A 14489-nucleotide genomic window follows, 5' to 3' on the forward strand; every position below is an offset into this window, starting at 1 on the left:
GGAAGGAGGGCCGCTCCGGGCGCGGCGTCAGCCCTCGGCATGGCGGCGCTTCAGCGCCACCTTGTCGACCTTGCCGACGGGCAGCAGCGGCAGCTCGGCGCTGACGGCGATGCGCTTCGGCCGCTTGTAGTTGGCGAGGCGCTCGCGGCACCAGTCGGCGAGCCGTTCCGCCAGCCCGTCATGCGCCACGCCCTGGCCGGGGATGACATAGGCGTGGCCGACCTCCTGGAACAGCGGGTCGGGAACGCCGATCACCGCGGCGAGGGCGACGTCCGGGTGCTGCTCGAGGCAGACCTCGATCTCGCGCGGGTAGACGTTGTAGCCGCCCGACTTGAACATCTCCTTCTTGCGGCCGACGAGCCTGAGGTTCCCCGCCTCATCGAGGACGCCGACATCGCCGGTGCGGAAATAGCCGTCCGCGTCGAACGCCTCGGCCGTCGCCTCCGGGCGGCGGTAATAGGCGGAAAGGATGCTCGGATGCTTCAGCCTGACCTCGCCCTCCTCGCCGGGGGCGCAGACGCTGCCGTCGTCGGCGACGAGAATGAGGTCGAGGCCGACGGTCGGGTTGCCGACGGTCTGGGTCAGTTCGTCGTCGCCGGCGCCGGCCGCCGACATGGTGATCGAGCCGGGTACCTCCGACATGCCGTAAGTGACGCCGAGGCGGCAGCTCTTCTCGCGCAGCTTCGCCAGCACGTTGCGCGGCAGCGCCGCCCCGCCCCAGCAGATCAGCCGCACCCGCGAGAAGTCGGTCGTGGCGAAGGCGGGCAGCTCGGTCATGAGCTGGAGCATGGTCGGCACGCCGAGCATACAATGGACCTGCCCGCTGTCGATGGCCGCGAGGATGCCTTGCGGGTCGAACCGCTCCATGAAGGTGATCGCCCCGCCGCCGACCATCGGCGCGCAGCACAGATCGCCGACGCAGCCGATATGGTTGACCGGCAGGTTGCAGACGATGCAGGCGCCTTCCAGCGAAAAATGCGCGGTCTGGACGCTGTAGCCGTGGCAGAGGCCGAAATGGGTGAGGAGCGCGCCCTTCGGCTCGCCGGTCGAGCCGGAGGTGTAGACGATCAGCGCCGGGTCGTCGGGCGTCACCGCCGCCCGCCGCGCCGCGAGCGCGTCGTCGTCGACCGCGTCGCCGCCGCGCAGGAAGGCGTCGATCTCGTCCTGCGTATCGCCGAAGGCGACCAGCCGTCCGCTGAAGGCCGCGATGCCGGCGGCCTCGACAAGCCTGCCGCGAAGGTCCTCCCCCTCGAACGAGGCGAGGGCGAGGACGACCGAAGGCGCCGCGTCGGCGAGCACGCGGGCGATCTCGCCCGGCGTGTAGCGCGGGTTGAGCCCGACCCAGATGCCGCCGATGGAGGCGGTGGCGAGGAAGGCGATGAAGAATTCCGGCCGCGGCGTCGACAGCACCGAGACGCGGTCGCCCTTTTCGACGCCGGCGGCGACCAGCGCCCGGGCATAGCGGTCGATGAGGTCGCGAAACCGCGGAAAGTCGCAGCGCGCGTCGCCGAAGAAGAAGGCGGCGGCGCCGGGCGTCCGCTCGGCCCAGTAGGCCGGATAGTCGGAAATGCGCGGCAAGAGCGGTGTGCCGCCCGCCGCGGCGGCCGGGTCAGCCATTCGCGCTCTCCAGGAAGAGGACGAGCCAGTCGGCCGTCATCGCCGGCTTGTCGGCGCCTTCCTTCTCGACGGTGACGGCGAGGGTGCCGAACCAGCCGTCGCCGCGCTTCTTCATGTCCTTGACCGTGCAGGTGGCGCGCACGCGCTCGCCCACCATCACCGGCGTGACGAAGCGCACCTTGTCGAAGCCGTAGTTCAGCCCCCACAGCTTCTCGCCCTCGAGCGGGAAATAGCGGAAGTTCCAGTAGACCAGCAGCGACAAGAGCAGCATGCCGTCGACGAGGTCGGCGCCGAACTCGTTGTTGCGGCTGAAGGTCAGGTCGACATGGGCCGGGTCGAGATAGGTCGCCGTGGCGAAAAGCGACAGATGGGCGCGGTCTATGGCCATCCACTCGGACACATAGGCCGTCTTGCCCATCAGGGCGGGCAGGTCGGAAAAGCTGATCTTGGTGTCGGCCACGCTCATGTTCGCCTCGAATGCTTAGAAAAGGGGTCAGTTGCCGATCATCATCGCCGGCAGCCAGGTGGAGATCGCCGGGAAGGCGACCAGGAGGGCGAGGACGACCACCTCGGCCCCGAGCAGCGGCAGGATGCCGCGATAGATCTCGCCCGCCGAGATCTTCGTGTCGGACGCGGCCATCACCGCGAACAGGTTCAGGCCTACCGGCGGCGTCACCGCCGATATCTCGACCAGCTTGACGATGATGACGGCGAACCAGATGGGGTTGATGTCGAGCGCCTGCGCGATCGGATAGAGCACCGGCAGCGTGACGACGACCATCGACAGCGGGTCGACGAACATGCCCAGCACCAGATAGAGCGCGATGACCAGCAGCAGGAAGCCGTAGACGCCGAGGTCGACGGCGACGAGGATGGCCGTGATCTCGCGGATGAAGCCGCTGATGACGAAGAAGCGGCCGAGCAGCAGCCCGCCGACCACGACGATGAACAGCGTCGCGGTCAGGATCATGGTTTCCTGCAGCGAATCCGCCAGCCCGCGCGCACTGATCGAGCGCCGGGCGAAGGCGAGGACGATCGCGCCGGCCGCGCCTACCGCGCCCGCGGCCGAGGGCGGCATGGTGCCGGTGTAGATGCCGCCGAGCACCAGCGTGGCGAGGACGAGGATCGGCCACACCGCCTTCAATGAGCGGATCTTCTCACTGAACGGATAGCGGGTGATCGAGGTCGGCGCGTAGCCGGGGAAGAGGCGGACGACGAGGACGATGGCGATGAGATAGCCGAGCATCGTCAGCAGGCCGGGGAACACGCCGGCCATGAAGAGCTGGCCGATCGACTGCCCGGTGAGGATGCCGTAGATGACGAAGGAAAGCGACGGCGGGATCAGGCCGGCGAGCGTGCCGGCGGCGGCGATGGAGGCGGCGCTGAAGCCCTTGTGGCAGCCGTGCTTCAGCATCTCCGGCAGCGCCACCTTGCCGAACACCGCCGAGTTGACCACGGTCGAACCCGAGATCGACGAGAACCCGGCCGAGGCGAAGACCGTCGCGGCATAAAGGCCGCTGCGCGTGCCCCCCATCCATTTCGCGGCGGCGCGGTAGAGGTCCTGGATGATGTCGGCGCGCGCCGCGACCACGCCCATCAACACGAACATCGGCACGACGACGAAGGTGTATTGCGAGGCGAAGTCGTAGGGCAGCGTCTTCAGCGTCACCCACATGAAGCGCTCGCCGACGGTGAGCCACATGCCGCCGCAGGCGGCGAGGATCATCGCCGGGCCGATCGGGATGCCGGCCAGCGCCAGGACGAGCGTCGCGGCGATGGCGGCGAGGCCGAGCTCTATCGGGGTCATGCGTCCCGCCTTTCGGCACCGGTGAACAGGGCGACGACGGCGCGCAGGAACTGGCCCGCCGCCACGAGGGTGGCGATGCTCGCGCCGAGGCAGACCAGCGTCTTGACCGGATAGACGGGGAAGTTGAACACGCCGCCCGCCACCTCGGCGATGCGCCAGCTGTCGAGCATCAGCGGCCAGGTCTGGCGGGCGACGAGGTAGAGCGCGAGCGCGGTGCCGAGGAGCGCGAGGCAATCGGCGAGCCGCCGCGCCGTGCCGCGCAGGCGGGCGACGGCGAGGTCGACGACGATGTGGTTGCGCCGCGCCTGGACATGGATCAGCCCGAGGAACATGACCACGGCAAGCGCCGACTCGGCCATCTCGAACGCGCCGACGATCGGCCGCCTGAAGAAGGCCGTGCCGATGACGTCGGCGGTCCCGACGATCATCATCAGGCCGAGCGCGATCCAGCCGATCCAGGCGCTGACGCGCAGCGCCCAGCCGAGCGCCTGTTCAAGCCCCCGGCCGAGCGCAGTGTCGACGGCGTGCATGGGCATGCACGTTCCTCCCGCAAGTTTCCGGATGAAGGCCTTACTGCGCGTAGGCCTTCAGCCGCTCGCGGACGAAGTCGGCATGCTTCTTCGCCGCCTCGCCGTGGCCGGCCTTGTCGAGATGCTCGACCCACAGGTCGAGGAAGTCGGGCAGGGCCTCCTCCATCTTTTCCTGATCCTCGAAATGGACCAGCTCGACGCCCTTGGCCTTCAGCGCCTCGAGGCCGCTCGCCTCGGTCGCCTCGATCTCGTCGGCGGCCTTCTTCTCGGCCTCGTCCACGACTTCGTTGAACAGCGCCTGGAACTCCGGCGTCCACGAGTCCCACACCTGCTTGTTGACATAGGCGAGGTAGAGCGGCGTCGCGCCGAACTCGGCGTCGCTGGTGAACTTGGCGACCTCGAACAAATTGTAGAGCACGGCGGTCTGGTAGTTGAGATAGGCGCAGTCGACGGTGCCGCGCTGCAGGCCCTCATACATCTCGCCCAGCTCGATATTGACCGGCACGGCCTTGAAGGTGGTGAAGACGATGGGGTGGAAGGTGCCGTAGGTGCGCACCTTGAGGCCGTCGAAATCGGCCAGCGTCTTCACCGGCTTGGTGCAGAGCAGGCGGTATTGCGGCAGGCCGCGATAGAGGAAGGGGTGCAGGTTCGCCGCGTCGAACTCGGCGCGTACTTCTTCCAGCGCGGCATAGGCGTCCTTCTGGACCTGCGCCGCCGCTTCCGCATTGGGGAAGATGATCGGCAGCGAATCGGCGAGGCCGGAGACCGGGAACTGGCTGAAGAAATAGCCGATCGGGAAGTTGCCGATGTCGACCGCGCCGGCGCCGACGAGTTCGACCATCTCGGCCGGGCCGCCCAGCGTGCCGCCGTGGAACATCTCGAACTTGACCTTGCCGTCGGTGCGCTTGGCGATCTCGTCGGCGACGAACTGGTCGATCACCGACGTCGTGAAGCCCTCGGGCATGAAGTTCGCATAGCGAACCGACATTTCGGGATAGTCCTGCGCGAATGCGCTGCCGGCAATGCCGCTGGCAAGAACGAGCGCGAGCGACGTGGTCGCCACCAGATTCCTCATAGCCTTCCTCCTGTCTGCTATCGCCGCATCATCCTCTCCTCGCCGCCAAAAAGCAAGTAATCAGTTGCATTTTCTCCGGACGGCCTTCCGATGCCGCCGTTTCGAGGCGGCCGGGATGCGGAACCGGCGGGTCAGCCCGGAACGGTTTTACCCGTCGGATAGCAGGCGGCGCAGGCGTCGATCATCGCGCGGACGGCGGCGATGCGCGCGCCGGTCCGGCTCCACAGCACGCCGGTGCGGCGGGTCGCGCCGCCCGGCAGGACGGTCTTGCGCAGCGCCAGCCCCGCCGGCCACGGCGGCGCCCAGTCGGGGACGATGGCGACGCCGAGCCCCCGGTGGACCAGCGTCGCGATCGCGTCCAGCGCGTCGAGCTCCAGCCATTCGCGCACACGCAGCCCGTTGCCGCGCAGATACGCGTCGACCAGCTGCCCGCCCCACTGGTTGCGGTCGTAGCGGATGAAGGGATGGCGCGCGATCATCGCCCGCGGCTCCTCCTCCGCAAACCCCTCCGGCGCGATCAGCACCAGCGGCTCGTCGCGCAGCGTCAGCCAGCTGGCGGATTTGGGAATGGCGAAGGGCGGCTGCACGATCAGGGCCGCGTCGAGCTCGCCCCCGATCACCTGGTGGTAGAGGTCGACGGACGCGCCCGGCCGCACGAAATAGTCGATGCTGGGATGGCGCGCGTTGAGGGTCGTGACGATCTGCGGCAGGAGGCCGGTGAGCGCGGTTGCCGTCGCGCCGAGCCGAAGCTGCCCCGCCGGCACGTCGCTGGCGGCGATGGCCCTGAGGTCGCGGGCCGCCTCCACCAGCTGACGCGCATGCGGCAGGACCGCGAGGCCCGCGCCGGTGGCGCGCACGGTGCGGCCGGCGCGGCTGACCAGCGAATGGCCGAGGTCGCCTTCGAGCACGCGCAGCCGCTGCGCCAGCGTGGCCGGCGTCACGTTGAGCCGCCGCGCAGCCTCGGCGATGGAGCCGCATTCGGCGACGATGACGAAGCTCTCGAGGAAACGGATGTCCATAAGATGTTTTTTATATCTTCTGAATTTGCAAAAGAAGGGATTTTCCTGCTTCCGGAGCCGGATTTATGATCGGCTCCTCACCATCACGCTTGCCCCGTTTTAGGAGTGCGCCAATGTCGATCGCGGCCAAGTTCAGCCGGTTGGGAACGGACAACGCCCCCGGCCAGGAAGTCCGCCAGGGCTCCGCCGATATCCTTACCCTGCTGCGCGGCGAGCCCTTGCCGGGCGTGCCGGTCGATTTCTCGCATGGCGACGTCGACGCGCATGAGCCGACTCCGGGGTCGTTCGAGGTCTTTTCCGCCGGCGTCGCGCTCGGCGGCAGGCAGGCCTACACCGAATATCGCGGCGACGGCGCCATCCGCGAGCTGGTCGGCGAGCGGCTCGCCGCCTTCACCGGCGCGCCGGTCGACGCGCGCGACGGGCTGATCGTCACGCCGGGCACGCAGGGCGCTCTGTTCCTCGCCGTCGCCGCAACGGTGTCGCGGGGGGACAAGGTCGCGGTCGTGCAGCCGGACTATTTCGCCAACCGCAAGCTGGTCGAGTTCTTCGAGGGCGAGATGCTGCCGGTCCAGCTGCGTCATGTCGAGGCGCCGGCCGGCCGCTCGGGGCTCGACCTCGACGAACTCGAGGAGGCCTTCAGGGCCGGGGCGCGGGTGTTCCTGTTCTCCAACCCCAACAACCCGACCGGCGTCGTCTATTCGGCCGACGAGATCGGCCGCATCGCGGCGCTCGCCGGGCAGTACGGCGCGAAGATCATCGTCGACCAGCTCTATTCGCGCCTGCGCTACGAGGGCGTCTCCTACACCCATCTGCGCGCGCTGGAGGCCGTCGATCCCGAAACCGTCGTCACGATCATGGGGCCGTCGAAGACGGAATCGCTCAGCGGCTATAGGCTCGGCGTCGCCTTCGGCTCGAAGGAGGTGATCGCCCGCATGGAGAAGCTGCAGGCGATCGTGTCGCTGCGCGCGGCCGGCTACAGCCAGGCGGTGCTGCGGACCTGGTTCGCCGAGCCGGACGGCTGGATGGACGAGCGCATCCGCCGGCACCAGGCCATCCGCGACGATCTCCTCGCCGTGCTGCGCGGCATCGACGGCGTGTTCGCGCGCACGCCGGAGGCGGGCAGCTACCTCTTCCCGCGCCTGCCGGCGCTGGCGATCCCGCATGCCGGCTTCGCCAAGGCGCTGCGGCTTCAGGCGGATGTGGTGGTGACGCCGGGAACCGAGTTCAGCCCTCATGCCGGCGACAGCGTGCGGCTGAACTTCTCGCAGGACCACAAGGCGGCGGTCGCCGCCGTCGAGCGCCTCGCCCTCCTCGTCGAGCGCTATCGCGCCTGACGGGGCGACACGCTACAGCTCAGGGTGCATCTCACGGAATAGCCGCGGCGTGACGCCGAAGCGGCGCTCGAAGGCGTCCGTGAGCCGGGCGGGCGGGGAGAGCCCGACCTGCGCGGCGACCGATTTCAGCGGCAGCCCGCGCGACAGCAGCATGCGCGCGGCGTCGAGCCGGGCGGTCTCGACGAAGCGGGCCGGCGTCTGGCCGGTCGCCGCCACGAATTTGCGATGGAAGGTGCGTTCGCTCAACCCCGCGCGGGCGGCGAGCGAGGGCACGTCGAGGGCCAGGTCGAGGTTCGCCTGCATCCAGCCGATCAGCTCGGCGAACGGGCTGGCGCCCTTGACCTGCGCCGTGAGCACCGGGCTGAACTGCGACTGGTAGCCGGGCCGCCTTGCATAGAGCACCAGCCGCTTCGCCACCTCGCCGGCGATCGCCGCGTCGAGGTCGCGCGCGACCATCGCCAGCGCCATGTCGATGCCGGTCGTCACCCCGGCCGACGTCCACAACCTGTCCTCGACCACGTAGAGCGCGTCGGGATCGACCGTGACCTTCGGAAAGGCTTTCGCGAAAGGCTCGCAGGAATCCCAGTGGGTGGCGACGCGGCAGCCGTCGAGCAGCCCGAGCGCGGCAAGCACGAAGCCGCCGGAGCAGACCGAGCCGAAGCGTTCGGCCTTTCCGGCAAGGGGCGGCAGGGCAGCCTTCAGGGCGGGATCTAACACCGCCTGCATGAGCGGCTCGCGCTCCGCGCCCGCCACTAGGACCGTCTGCGCCTCGCCCGGATCGAGCCCGGCGAGCGGCCTTGTGTCCGGCGCGACGCCGCTGCTGCTTTCGACGACGCCGCCTTCGACCGATGCCAGCACGACCTTGTAGAAGGCCGGCTTGCCGCGCTGGCCAAGGGCGCGGTTGGCGCCGTTGAACACCGCGGCCGGCCCCGAGACGTCGAGCAGCTCGAAGCCGGGATAGACGATGAAGACGACGGTATGCATTGGCGGAAATTGCCATATCTTTGTCATTTCTGCCAGATGCGGTGACTGCTAGAGTCCGGCTGCTCGATGGAAGCGCGAAAAGGCCGGACGGCCGAAGGAAGGCGCTTCCGTTCCTTCTTCCCTTTCCGGGAGACGCGGCATGTCGAAATCCTTCTTCATCTGGGGCGGTGTGGCGCTCTTCGTCCTTTCATTCGCCGGCTTCGGCGGCTGGATGCTCAGCCTGCCGGTGGCCACGGCTGCCTCGGCCCCGCCGGTGCCGCGGGAGGAGGCGCAGGCTCTGCTCGCTTCGCTGAGGCCCGTCGAACGCACGCGGCCGCTGGTCGCCGTCATCGGCATCAACGACGCCACGGAGACCACCGACTATCTCATGCCGACCGGCATCCTGCGGCGCGCCGACGTCGCCGACGTGGCCCTGCTGGCCACCGGTCCGGGGCCGGTACAGCTCTATCCGGCGCTTGCCGTCGAGCCCGACGCGACCATCGCGGCGTTCGACGCCGAACATCCCGAAGGCGCCGACTATGTGGTCGTGCCGGCGATGAGCCGCGACGACGATCCCGCCGCGCTCGCGTGGATCAGGAGCCAGGCGGAAAAGGGCGCGACGATCATCGGCATCTGCGCCGGGGCGAAGGTCGTCGCCGCGGCCGGCCTGCTCGACGGCCGGCGCGCGACCACGCACTGGTACTATCTCGACGAGATGCTGAAGCGCAGCCCGACGATCCGCTATGTCGCCGACCGGCGGATGGTCGCGGAAGAGGGCGTGGTGACGACGACCGGCATCACCGCCTCGATGCCGATGATGCTGACGCTGATCGAGGCCATCGCCGGCCGGGAAAGGGCGGAGGCAGTGGCGCACGACCTCGGCGTCGAGACGTGGGACGCACGCCACGCCAGCGCCGCCTTCAGGCTGACCCGTCCGTTCGTGGCGACCGTGCTCGCCAACAGGATGGTCTTCTGGAACCGCGAGACGCTCGGCATCCGGCTCGAGCCGGGCATGGACGAGGTGTCGCTGGCGCTGGCGGCCGATGCGTGGTCGCGCACCTATCGCTCGGGCGTCGCGACCTTCGCCGCCGTGCCGGGCGTGGTGGAGACCGCGAACGGCGTCCGCGTGGTCCCCGACCATGCGGGGGCGGACTGGCCGCGCGCCCTGGACGCCTCGACCTTTCCCGGCCGCAAGCCGGCCGAGGCGCTCGACCTGACGCTTGCCGCGATCGCGGCGCGATACGGCGCGCGCACGACGGACGTGGTCGCGATGCAGCTCGAATATCCGCGACAGGCGGCGGGCCGGTGACAGGGCGGGACCCGTGTCCATATTAATTCCCGTATGCTGCCTTATGCTGCGGGCGGCCATCCCGATGAAACCCGAGCCCCAGGGAGGAATCCATGCCCAACACCATCCGCCTTCACCGCGTCATCGCCACGAAGCCCGGGAAGATCTATCGCGCCTTCCTCGAACCGGACGCGGTCGCGAGCTGGCTGCCGCCCTACGGGTTTCTCTGCACCGTCCATGTGCTGGAGGCCGAGGTCGGCGGCAGGCACCGGATGTCGTTCCGCAACTTCACCACCGGCAACAGCCATGCCTTCGGCGGCACCTATCTGGAGCTCGTTCCGGGCGAGCGGCTCGTCTACACCGACTCGTTCGACGACCCCAACCTGCCGGGCGAGATGAAGGTGACGGTGGACCTCAAGGCCGTGTCGGTCGGCACGGAGGTCAACATCGAGCAGCAGGGCGTGCCGGATATCATCCCGCCCGAGGCGTGCTATCTCGGCTGGCAGGATTCCCTGCGCAAGCTCGCCAAGCTGGTCGAGCCCGAGATCGAGGAGTAGGAGCCCAAGCCATGTCACGCGTCCGCGTCCAGCACTTCACCGTCTCGCTCGACGGTTTCGCCACCGGCGAGGGCCTGAGCTTCGAGCAGCCTTTCGGCCATGCCGGCGAGCGGCTGCATCAATGGATGATGGCCACCCGCTGGTGGCATGAGCTGACCGGCCAGCCCGGCGGCGCGGGCGGGATCGACGATACCTTCGTGCGGCAGTTCGCGCACGGGATCGGCGCCGAGATCATGGGCGCGAGGAAGTTCGGGCCGCCCGGATGGCAGGACGACCCGGACTGGAAGGGCTGGTGGGGGCCGAACCCGCCGTTCCACACGCCGGTCTTCGTCCTCACCCATCGCCCGCGCGCGCCGCTGGAGATGGAGGGCGGCACGACGTTCCACTTCATCGACGCCCCGCCCGCCGGGGCGCTGGAAGCCGCCCGGGCGGTGGCGGGCGGTCAGGACATACGCCTCGGCGGCGGCCCGACGATGCTCCGCGAGTTCCTCGCCGCCGGGCTGGTCGACGACATGCATGTCGTGCTGGTCCCGATCCTGCTCGGCCGCGGCGTGCGCCTGTGGGACGGGCTGGAAGGTCTCGAGAAGGACTACGCGATCGAGATGGTGTCCTCCCCGGGGGGCGTCACCCATTTGACGTTCTCCCGCGCCGGAGCGTCCCGATGATCCCCGTCATCACCGCATTCGAACAATCGCCCGACGAGGGCAGGGGGCTGGCGCGCGACATGCCGGTTCGCTGGGCGCTGGAGGAAGCGGGGCAGCCTTATGAGGTCCGCCTCGTTTCCTTCGCGGCGATGAAGGAGCCGGCGCATCGCGCGCTCCAGCCCTTCGGCCAGATCCCGACCTATGAGGAAGGCGGGCTCGTCCTGTTCGAGTCTGGGGCCATCGTGCTCCACATCGCCGGCCGCCATGCCGGCCTGCTGCCGGACGACGCCGATGCCCGGGCGCGGGCGGTCGCATGGATGTTCGCCGCGCTCAACACGGTGGAGCTGCCGATCGTCGAGCTCGAGCAGGCCCTCTATCTGGAGCGCGACAGGCCCTGGTGCGAGGCGCGCCTGCCCCTCCTCGAGGATCGCGTGCGCGTCCGGCTGGAAGCGCTTTCTGGCCGGCTCGGCGCGGCCGACTGGCTCGACGGCGCGTTCAGCGCCGGCGACCTCCTGATGGTGTCGGCGCTGCGCCGGCTGGCGGGATCGGGCATCCTCGGCGGCTATCCGGACCTTTCCGCCTATGTCGCCCGCGGCGAGGCGCGGCCGGCCTTCAAGCGCGCCTTCGCGGCCCAACGCGCGGTGTGGGCCGGACGGCCGTAGCCGCGGCGGCGCTAGACAATTGTTAACCATAACGGCGTACCGATATCTGCACGTTTTGCAGGTATTCGAAGCATGTCGACAAAGCTGGATCGCCGGAGAATGTTGCTTGGCCTGGCGGGGTTGCCCCTGATTCCGGGATGCAGCCACGTCGCCGACCCCTTCAGCGGCGTCGGCATCGATTACATGCCGACCGGCAGCATCGGCGGCATCCGCCCCAAGATCAGCATCGATCCGCAGGTGACGAGCCCGGACGTGATGTATGCGGCCGTCACCGAGGGCCCGCATGCGCTCCCTGCCGTTCCCTACGAGAAGGTGCCCTCGAAGTTCCGGCGGCAGATCGTTCCCAACACCACCGGCGAGGCGCCCGGAACCATCGTCGTCAACACGCGCGAGCACCTTCTCTACTACGTGCAGCCCGGAGGGGACGCGCTGCGCTACGGCGTCGGCATCGGCAAGGCCGGGTTCGAGTGGTCGGGCCGCGCCGTCATCCAGTACAAGCGCGAATGGCCGACCTGGACGCCGCCCTCCGAGATGATCGCGCGCCGGCCCGATCTGGAGAAGTGGCGCACCGGCCAGCCCGGCGGCCCCGACAATCCCTTGGGCGCCCGCGCGCTCTATATCTTCAAGGACGGGCAGGACACGCTGTACCGCGTCCACGGCTCGCCGGAATGGTGGTCGATCGGGCAGTCCATGTCCTCGGGCTGCGTCCGGCTGATCAACCAGGACATCATCGACCTCTACAACCGCGTATCGAGCGGCTCCCCGATCGTCGTCATCTAGCGCTTGCCGCGTCAGGTCCGCGCGAGGGTGACGTCGACCTTGGGGCCGTTCCTGATCGTCTGGTAGACCACGCAATATCGCTCGGTCAGCTTCAGCAGCTGGTCGAGCTTGTCCTGCGCGGCGTCGGTGTCGACGTCGAAGCGCAGCCGGATCTCGGCGAAGCCGACCGGGGCTTCCTTGTCGACGCCCAGCGTGCCGCGGAAATCGAGGTCGCCTTCCGCCGACACGCGCGCGCCGCGCAACGGGATTTCGAGCGCGGTCGAGACGGCTTTCAGCGTCACGCCGGCGCAGGCGACCAGGGCTTCGAGCAACATGTCGCCCGAGCACAGCTCGAGGCCGCTGCCGCCCGTGGCCGGATGCAGGCCGGCGACGGCGAGGGCCCGCCCCGTCTCGACCTTGCAGGCGACGTTGCCGTCGTCGAGCGAGCCGCGCGCCTTCAGCGTCACCAGCCCGGCCGTCGGGTCGTTGCGGTAGCGTTCCTTGATCGGCGCCTGCATCGCGCGCAGTTCGGCGGCGTCCATGTCGAAATCCTCATTTTCGGTTGCTGCAAGGGAAAGGCCGGGCTTTCAGGCCGAAGCCGCCGCGAGCGGGGCGCGCTCCAGCGAGCGGTCGAGCGAGTCGAGGACGAGGTGGCGCACGGCGTCGAATTCCTCCGAACGCCGGTCGCGCGGGCGCGGCAGCGCCGCCGCGATCTCCTCGAAAAGCCGGCCCGGGCGCGGGCGCATGACGACGATGCGGTCGGCGAGCGCGATGGCCTCGTCGACATCGTGCGTCACCAGCAGGAGGGTGGGTCTGGAATCCGCCCACAGGGCGAGCAGATGGTCCTGAAGGTCGGCGCGGGTGAAGGCGTCGAGCGCCGAGAACGGCTCGTCGAGCAGCAGCACTTCCGGGCGCGGCACCAGCGCGCGCGCGATGGCGACGCGCTGCGCCTGGCCGCCGGAAAGCTCGCGGGGCCAGGCGTGCGCCTTGTCGGCGAGGCCGACCCGCGCCAGCGCCGTGGCGACGCGCTCGTCCCGCTCCCGCCGCGGCAGGTGCTCGACGCCGAAGGCGACGTTGCCGGCGACGGTGAGCCAGGGCAGGAGGCGCGGCTCCTGGAAGATGATGCCGATCTTCTCGTGCGGGGCGGTCACGGTCATGCCGTCGAGCGCGACGCGGCCGCGGCTCGGGGCGTCGAGGCCGGCGATCGCCCGCAGCATCGTCGACTTGCCGCAGCCCGAGCCGCCGACGATGGCGACGATCTCTCCGGGCGCGATGGACAGGCTGGCGCCTTCCAGCGCATGGACGCCGTTGGGATAGGTCTTGCCGACGCGGTCGAGGACGAGCATGTCAGTTCGCCCCCTGCCGGGCGAAGCGGTCTTCCCAGCGCAGGAACGGCCGCGTCGCGGCGACGATCAGCCAGTCGGTGATCTTGCCGAGGATGGCGAAGGCGACGATGGCGGTGACGATCTGCGCCGGCTTGCCGAGCTGCTGGCCGTCGATCAGCAGGTAGCCGAGCCCCTGCGAGGCGCCCATGAACTCGGCGGCGACGACGAACATCCAGCCGAGGCCGAGGCCCGAGCGAAGCGCGATCACGTAGGACGGAAGCACCGCCGGCAGCAGGATGCGGCGCACCATCTGCGGCCCCGAGAGGCGAAAGACGCGGCCGACCTCGACGATCTTGCGGTCGACCGAGGCCACGGCCCCCATGACGCCGAGATAGACGGGGAAGAACACGCCGACCGCGATCAGCGTGACCTTCGAGGCCTCGAAGATGCCGAGCCACAGGATGAACAGCGGCACCCAGGCGATGGAGGGTATGGCGCGCAGGGCCTGAAGGGTGGGGTCGAGCAGGCGGGAGAGGAAGCGCGAATAGCCGGTGACGGCTCCGACCAGCGTTCCGGCCGCGACGCCTGCGCCGAAGCCGATGGCGACGCGCGTCAGCGTGGCCGCTGCATGGTGCTGCAACGCGCCGCCCTCAGCCAGTTGCAGGAAGGTTTCCCAGATGACGGAGGGCGGCGGCACCAGCCGCCCGGTGGACCAGCCGAGCCGGACGGCGAGTTCCCAGACGACGGCGGCGAGCACCGGCAGGAGAAGCCCCAGCGCCGGGCCCCCCAGCGCGCCCTTGAGGCGATCGGGCAGGCCGGCGGACCGCCCGAGCCCGAGCTGTGCCGTCTCGCCGGCTATGCTGCTTTCCACGATGGCCATTGGATGCTCCGCCTCCGCTGCCGCCCTTC

Annotated in this window: 16 protein-coding genes; 6 read left to right on the forward strand and 10 right to left on the reverse strand. The window is 69.4% G+C overall.

Annotated elements, in window-relative coordinates; genetic code table 11:
- Window positions 1-27: 27 nt before the first annotated feature.
- From M9945_RS01655 to M9945_RS01680, 6 genes are all read right to left on the reverse strand, one after another.
- The gene (locus tag M9945_RS01655) at window positions 28-1617 is read right to left on the reverse strand and encodes a class I adenylate-forming enzyme family protein (RefSeq protein ID WP_367943159.1); all 1590 of its coding nucleotides are present in this window, start codon (window positions 1615-1617) and stop codon (window positions 28-30) included.
- Window positions 1610-2083: a MaoC/PaaZ C-terminal domain-containing protein gene (locus M9945_RS01660; protein ID WP_367943160.1), complete on the reverse strand. Its 474-nt coding sequence runs from the start codon at window positions 2081-2083 to the stop codon at window positions 1610-1612. The genes M9945_RS01655 and M9945_RS01660 overlap by 8 nt, the downstream gene beginning before the upstream one ends.
- A 27-nt stretch (window positions 2084-2110) precedes the next feature.
- The gene (locus M9945_RS01665; protein WP_367943161.1) at window positions 2111-3424 is read right to left on the reverse strand and encodes a TRAP transporter large permease; all 1314 of its coding nucleotides are present in this window, start codon (window positions 3422-3424) and stop codon (window positions 2111-2113) included.
- Window positions 3421-3960 (reverse strand): TRAP transporter small permease subunit, encoded by a 540-nt coding sequence (locus tag M9945_RS01670; RefSeq protein WP_367943162.1) that lies wholly within the window; start codon window positions 3958-3960, stop codon window positions 3421-3423. Before M9945_RS01670 ends, M9945_RS01665 begins: the two co-directional genes overlap by 4 nt.
- Window positions 3961-3994: 34 nt before the next feature.
- Window positions 3995-5029 carry a C4-dicarboxylate TRAP transporter substrate-binding protein gene (locus M9945_RS01675; RefSeq protein ID WP_367943163.1) on the reverse strand — a complete coding sequence of 345 codons (1035 nt, stop codon included), beginning with the start codon at window positions 5027-5029 and terminating at the stop codon, window positions 3995-3997.
- Between the two features lie 131 nt (window positions 5030-5160).
- On the reverse strand, window positions 5161-6048 hold the full coding sequence (locus tag M9945_RS01680; RefSeq protein WP_367943164.1) for a LysR family transcriptional regulator: 888 nt from the start codon (window positions 6046-6048) through the stop codon (window positions 5161-5163).
- A 113-nt stretch (window positions 6049-6161) separates the two neighbouring features.
- On the opposite strand from M9945_RS01680, the gene M9945_RS01685 reads away from it, so the two are divergent.
- A complete protein-coding gene (locus tag M9945_RS01685) occupies window positions 6162-7382 on the forward strand; it encodes a pyridoxal phosphate-dependent aminotransferase (protein ID WP_367943165.1) in 1221 nt (406 codons plus the stop codon).
- A 12-nt stretch (window positions 7383-7394) separates the two neighbouring features.
- Here the strand turns inward: M9945_RS01685 and M9945_RS01690 are convergent, their stop codons facing one another.
- Entirely contained in the window at window positions 7395-8366 is a 972-nt protein-coding gene (locus M9945_RS01690; protein WP_367943166.1) for a GlxA family transcriptional regulator, read from the reverse strand.
- Between the two features lie 139 nt (window positions 8367-8505).
- On the opposite strand from M9945_RS01690, the gene M9945_RS01695 reads away from it, so the two are divergent.
- The 5 genes from M9945_RS01695 to M9945_RS01715 all read left to right on the forward strand — a co-directional run bounded on the left by M9945_RS01695 (window position 8506) and on the right by M9945_RS01715 (window position 12276).
- The gene (locus M9945_RS01695) at window positions 8506-9654 is read left to right on the forward strand and encodes a DJ-1/PfpI family protein (protein WP_367943167.1); all 1149 of its coding nucleotides are present in this window, start codon (window positions 8506-8508) and stop codon (window positions 9652-9654) included.
- Window positions 9655-9746: 92 nt separating this feature from the next.
- Entirely contained in the window at window positions 9747-10190 is a 444-nt protein-coding gene (locus M9945_RS01700) for an SRPBCC family protein (protein ID WP_367943168.1), read from the forward strand.
- An 11-nt stretch (window positions 10191-10201) separates the two neighbouring features.
- The gene (locus M9945_RS01705) at window positions 10202-10855 is read left to right on the forward strand and encodes a dihydrofolate reductase family protein (protein ID WP_367943169.1); all 654 of its coding nucleotides are present in this window, start codon (window positions 10202-10204) and stop codon (window positions 10853-10855) included.
- Window positions 10852-11496, forward strand: a complete 645-nt coding sequence (locus M9945_RS01710) for a glutathione S-transferase family protein (protein WP_367943170.1) — start codon at window positions 10852-10854, stop codon at window positions 11494-11496. The genes M9945_RS01705 and M9945_RS01710 overlap by 4 nt, the downstream gene beginning before the upstream one ends.
- A gap of 72 nt (window positions 11497-11568) precedes the next feature.
- Entirely contained in the window at window positions 11569-12276 is a 708-nt protein-coding gene (locus M9945_RS01715; RefSeq protein ID WP_367943171.1) for a L,D-transpeptidase, read from the forward strand.
- A gap of 11 nt (window positions 12277-12287) precedes the next feature.
- Here the strand turns inward: M9945_RS01715 and M9945_RS01720 are convergent, their stop codons facing one another.
- The 3 genes from M9945_RS01720 to M9945_RS01730 are packed head-to-tail and all read right to left on the reverse strand — an operon-like array spanning window position 12288 to window position 14460.
- Complete coding sequence (locus M9945_RS01720) at window positions 12288-12797, reverse strand: OsmC family protein (RefSeq protein ID WP_367943172.1); 510 nt, start codon at window positions 12795-12797, stop codon at window positions 12288-12290.
- 45 nt (window positions 12798-12842) lie between these two features.
- Window positions 12843-13601 carry an ABC transporter ATP-binding protein gene (locus M9945_RS01725; RefSeq protein WP_367943173.1) on the reverse strand — a complete coding sequence of 253 codons (759 nt, stop codon included), beginning with the start codon at window positions 13599-13601 and terminating at the stop codon, window positions 12843-12845.
- 1 nt (window position 13602) lies between these two features.
- Entirely contained in the window at window positions 13603-14460 is an 858-nt protein-coding gene (locus M9945_RS01730) for an ABC transporter permease (protein ID WP_367943174.1), read from the reverse strand.
- Between the last annotated feature and the right edge of the window lie 29 nt (window positions 14461-14489).

The sequence above is a fragment of the Aquamicrobium sp. genome (assembly GCF_023954335.1).
Taxonomy (GTDB): Bacteria; Pseudomonadota; Alphaproteobacteria; order Rhizobiales; family Rhizobiaceae; genus Aerobium.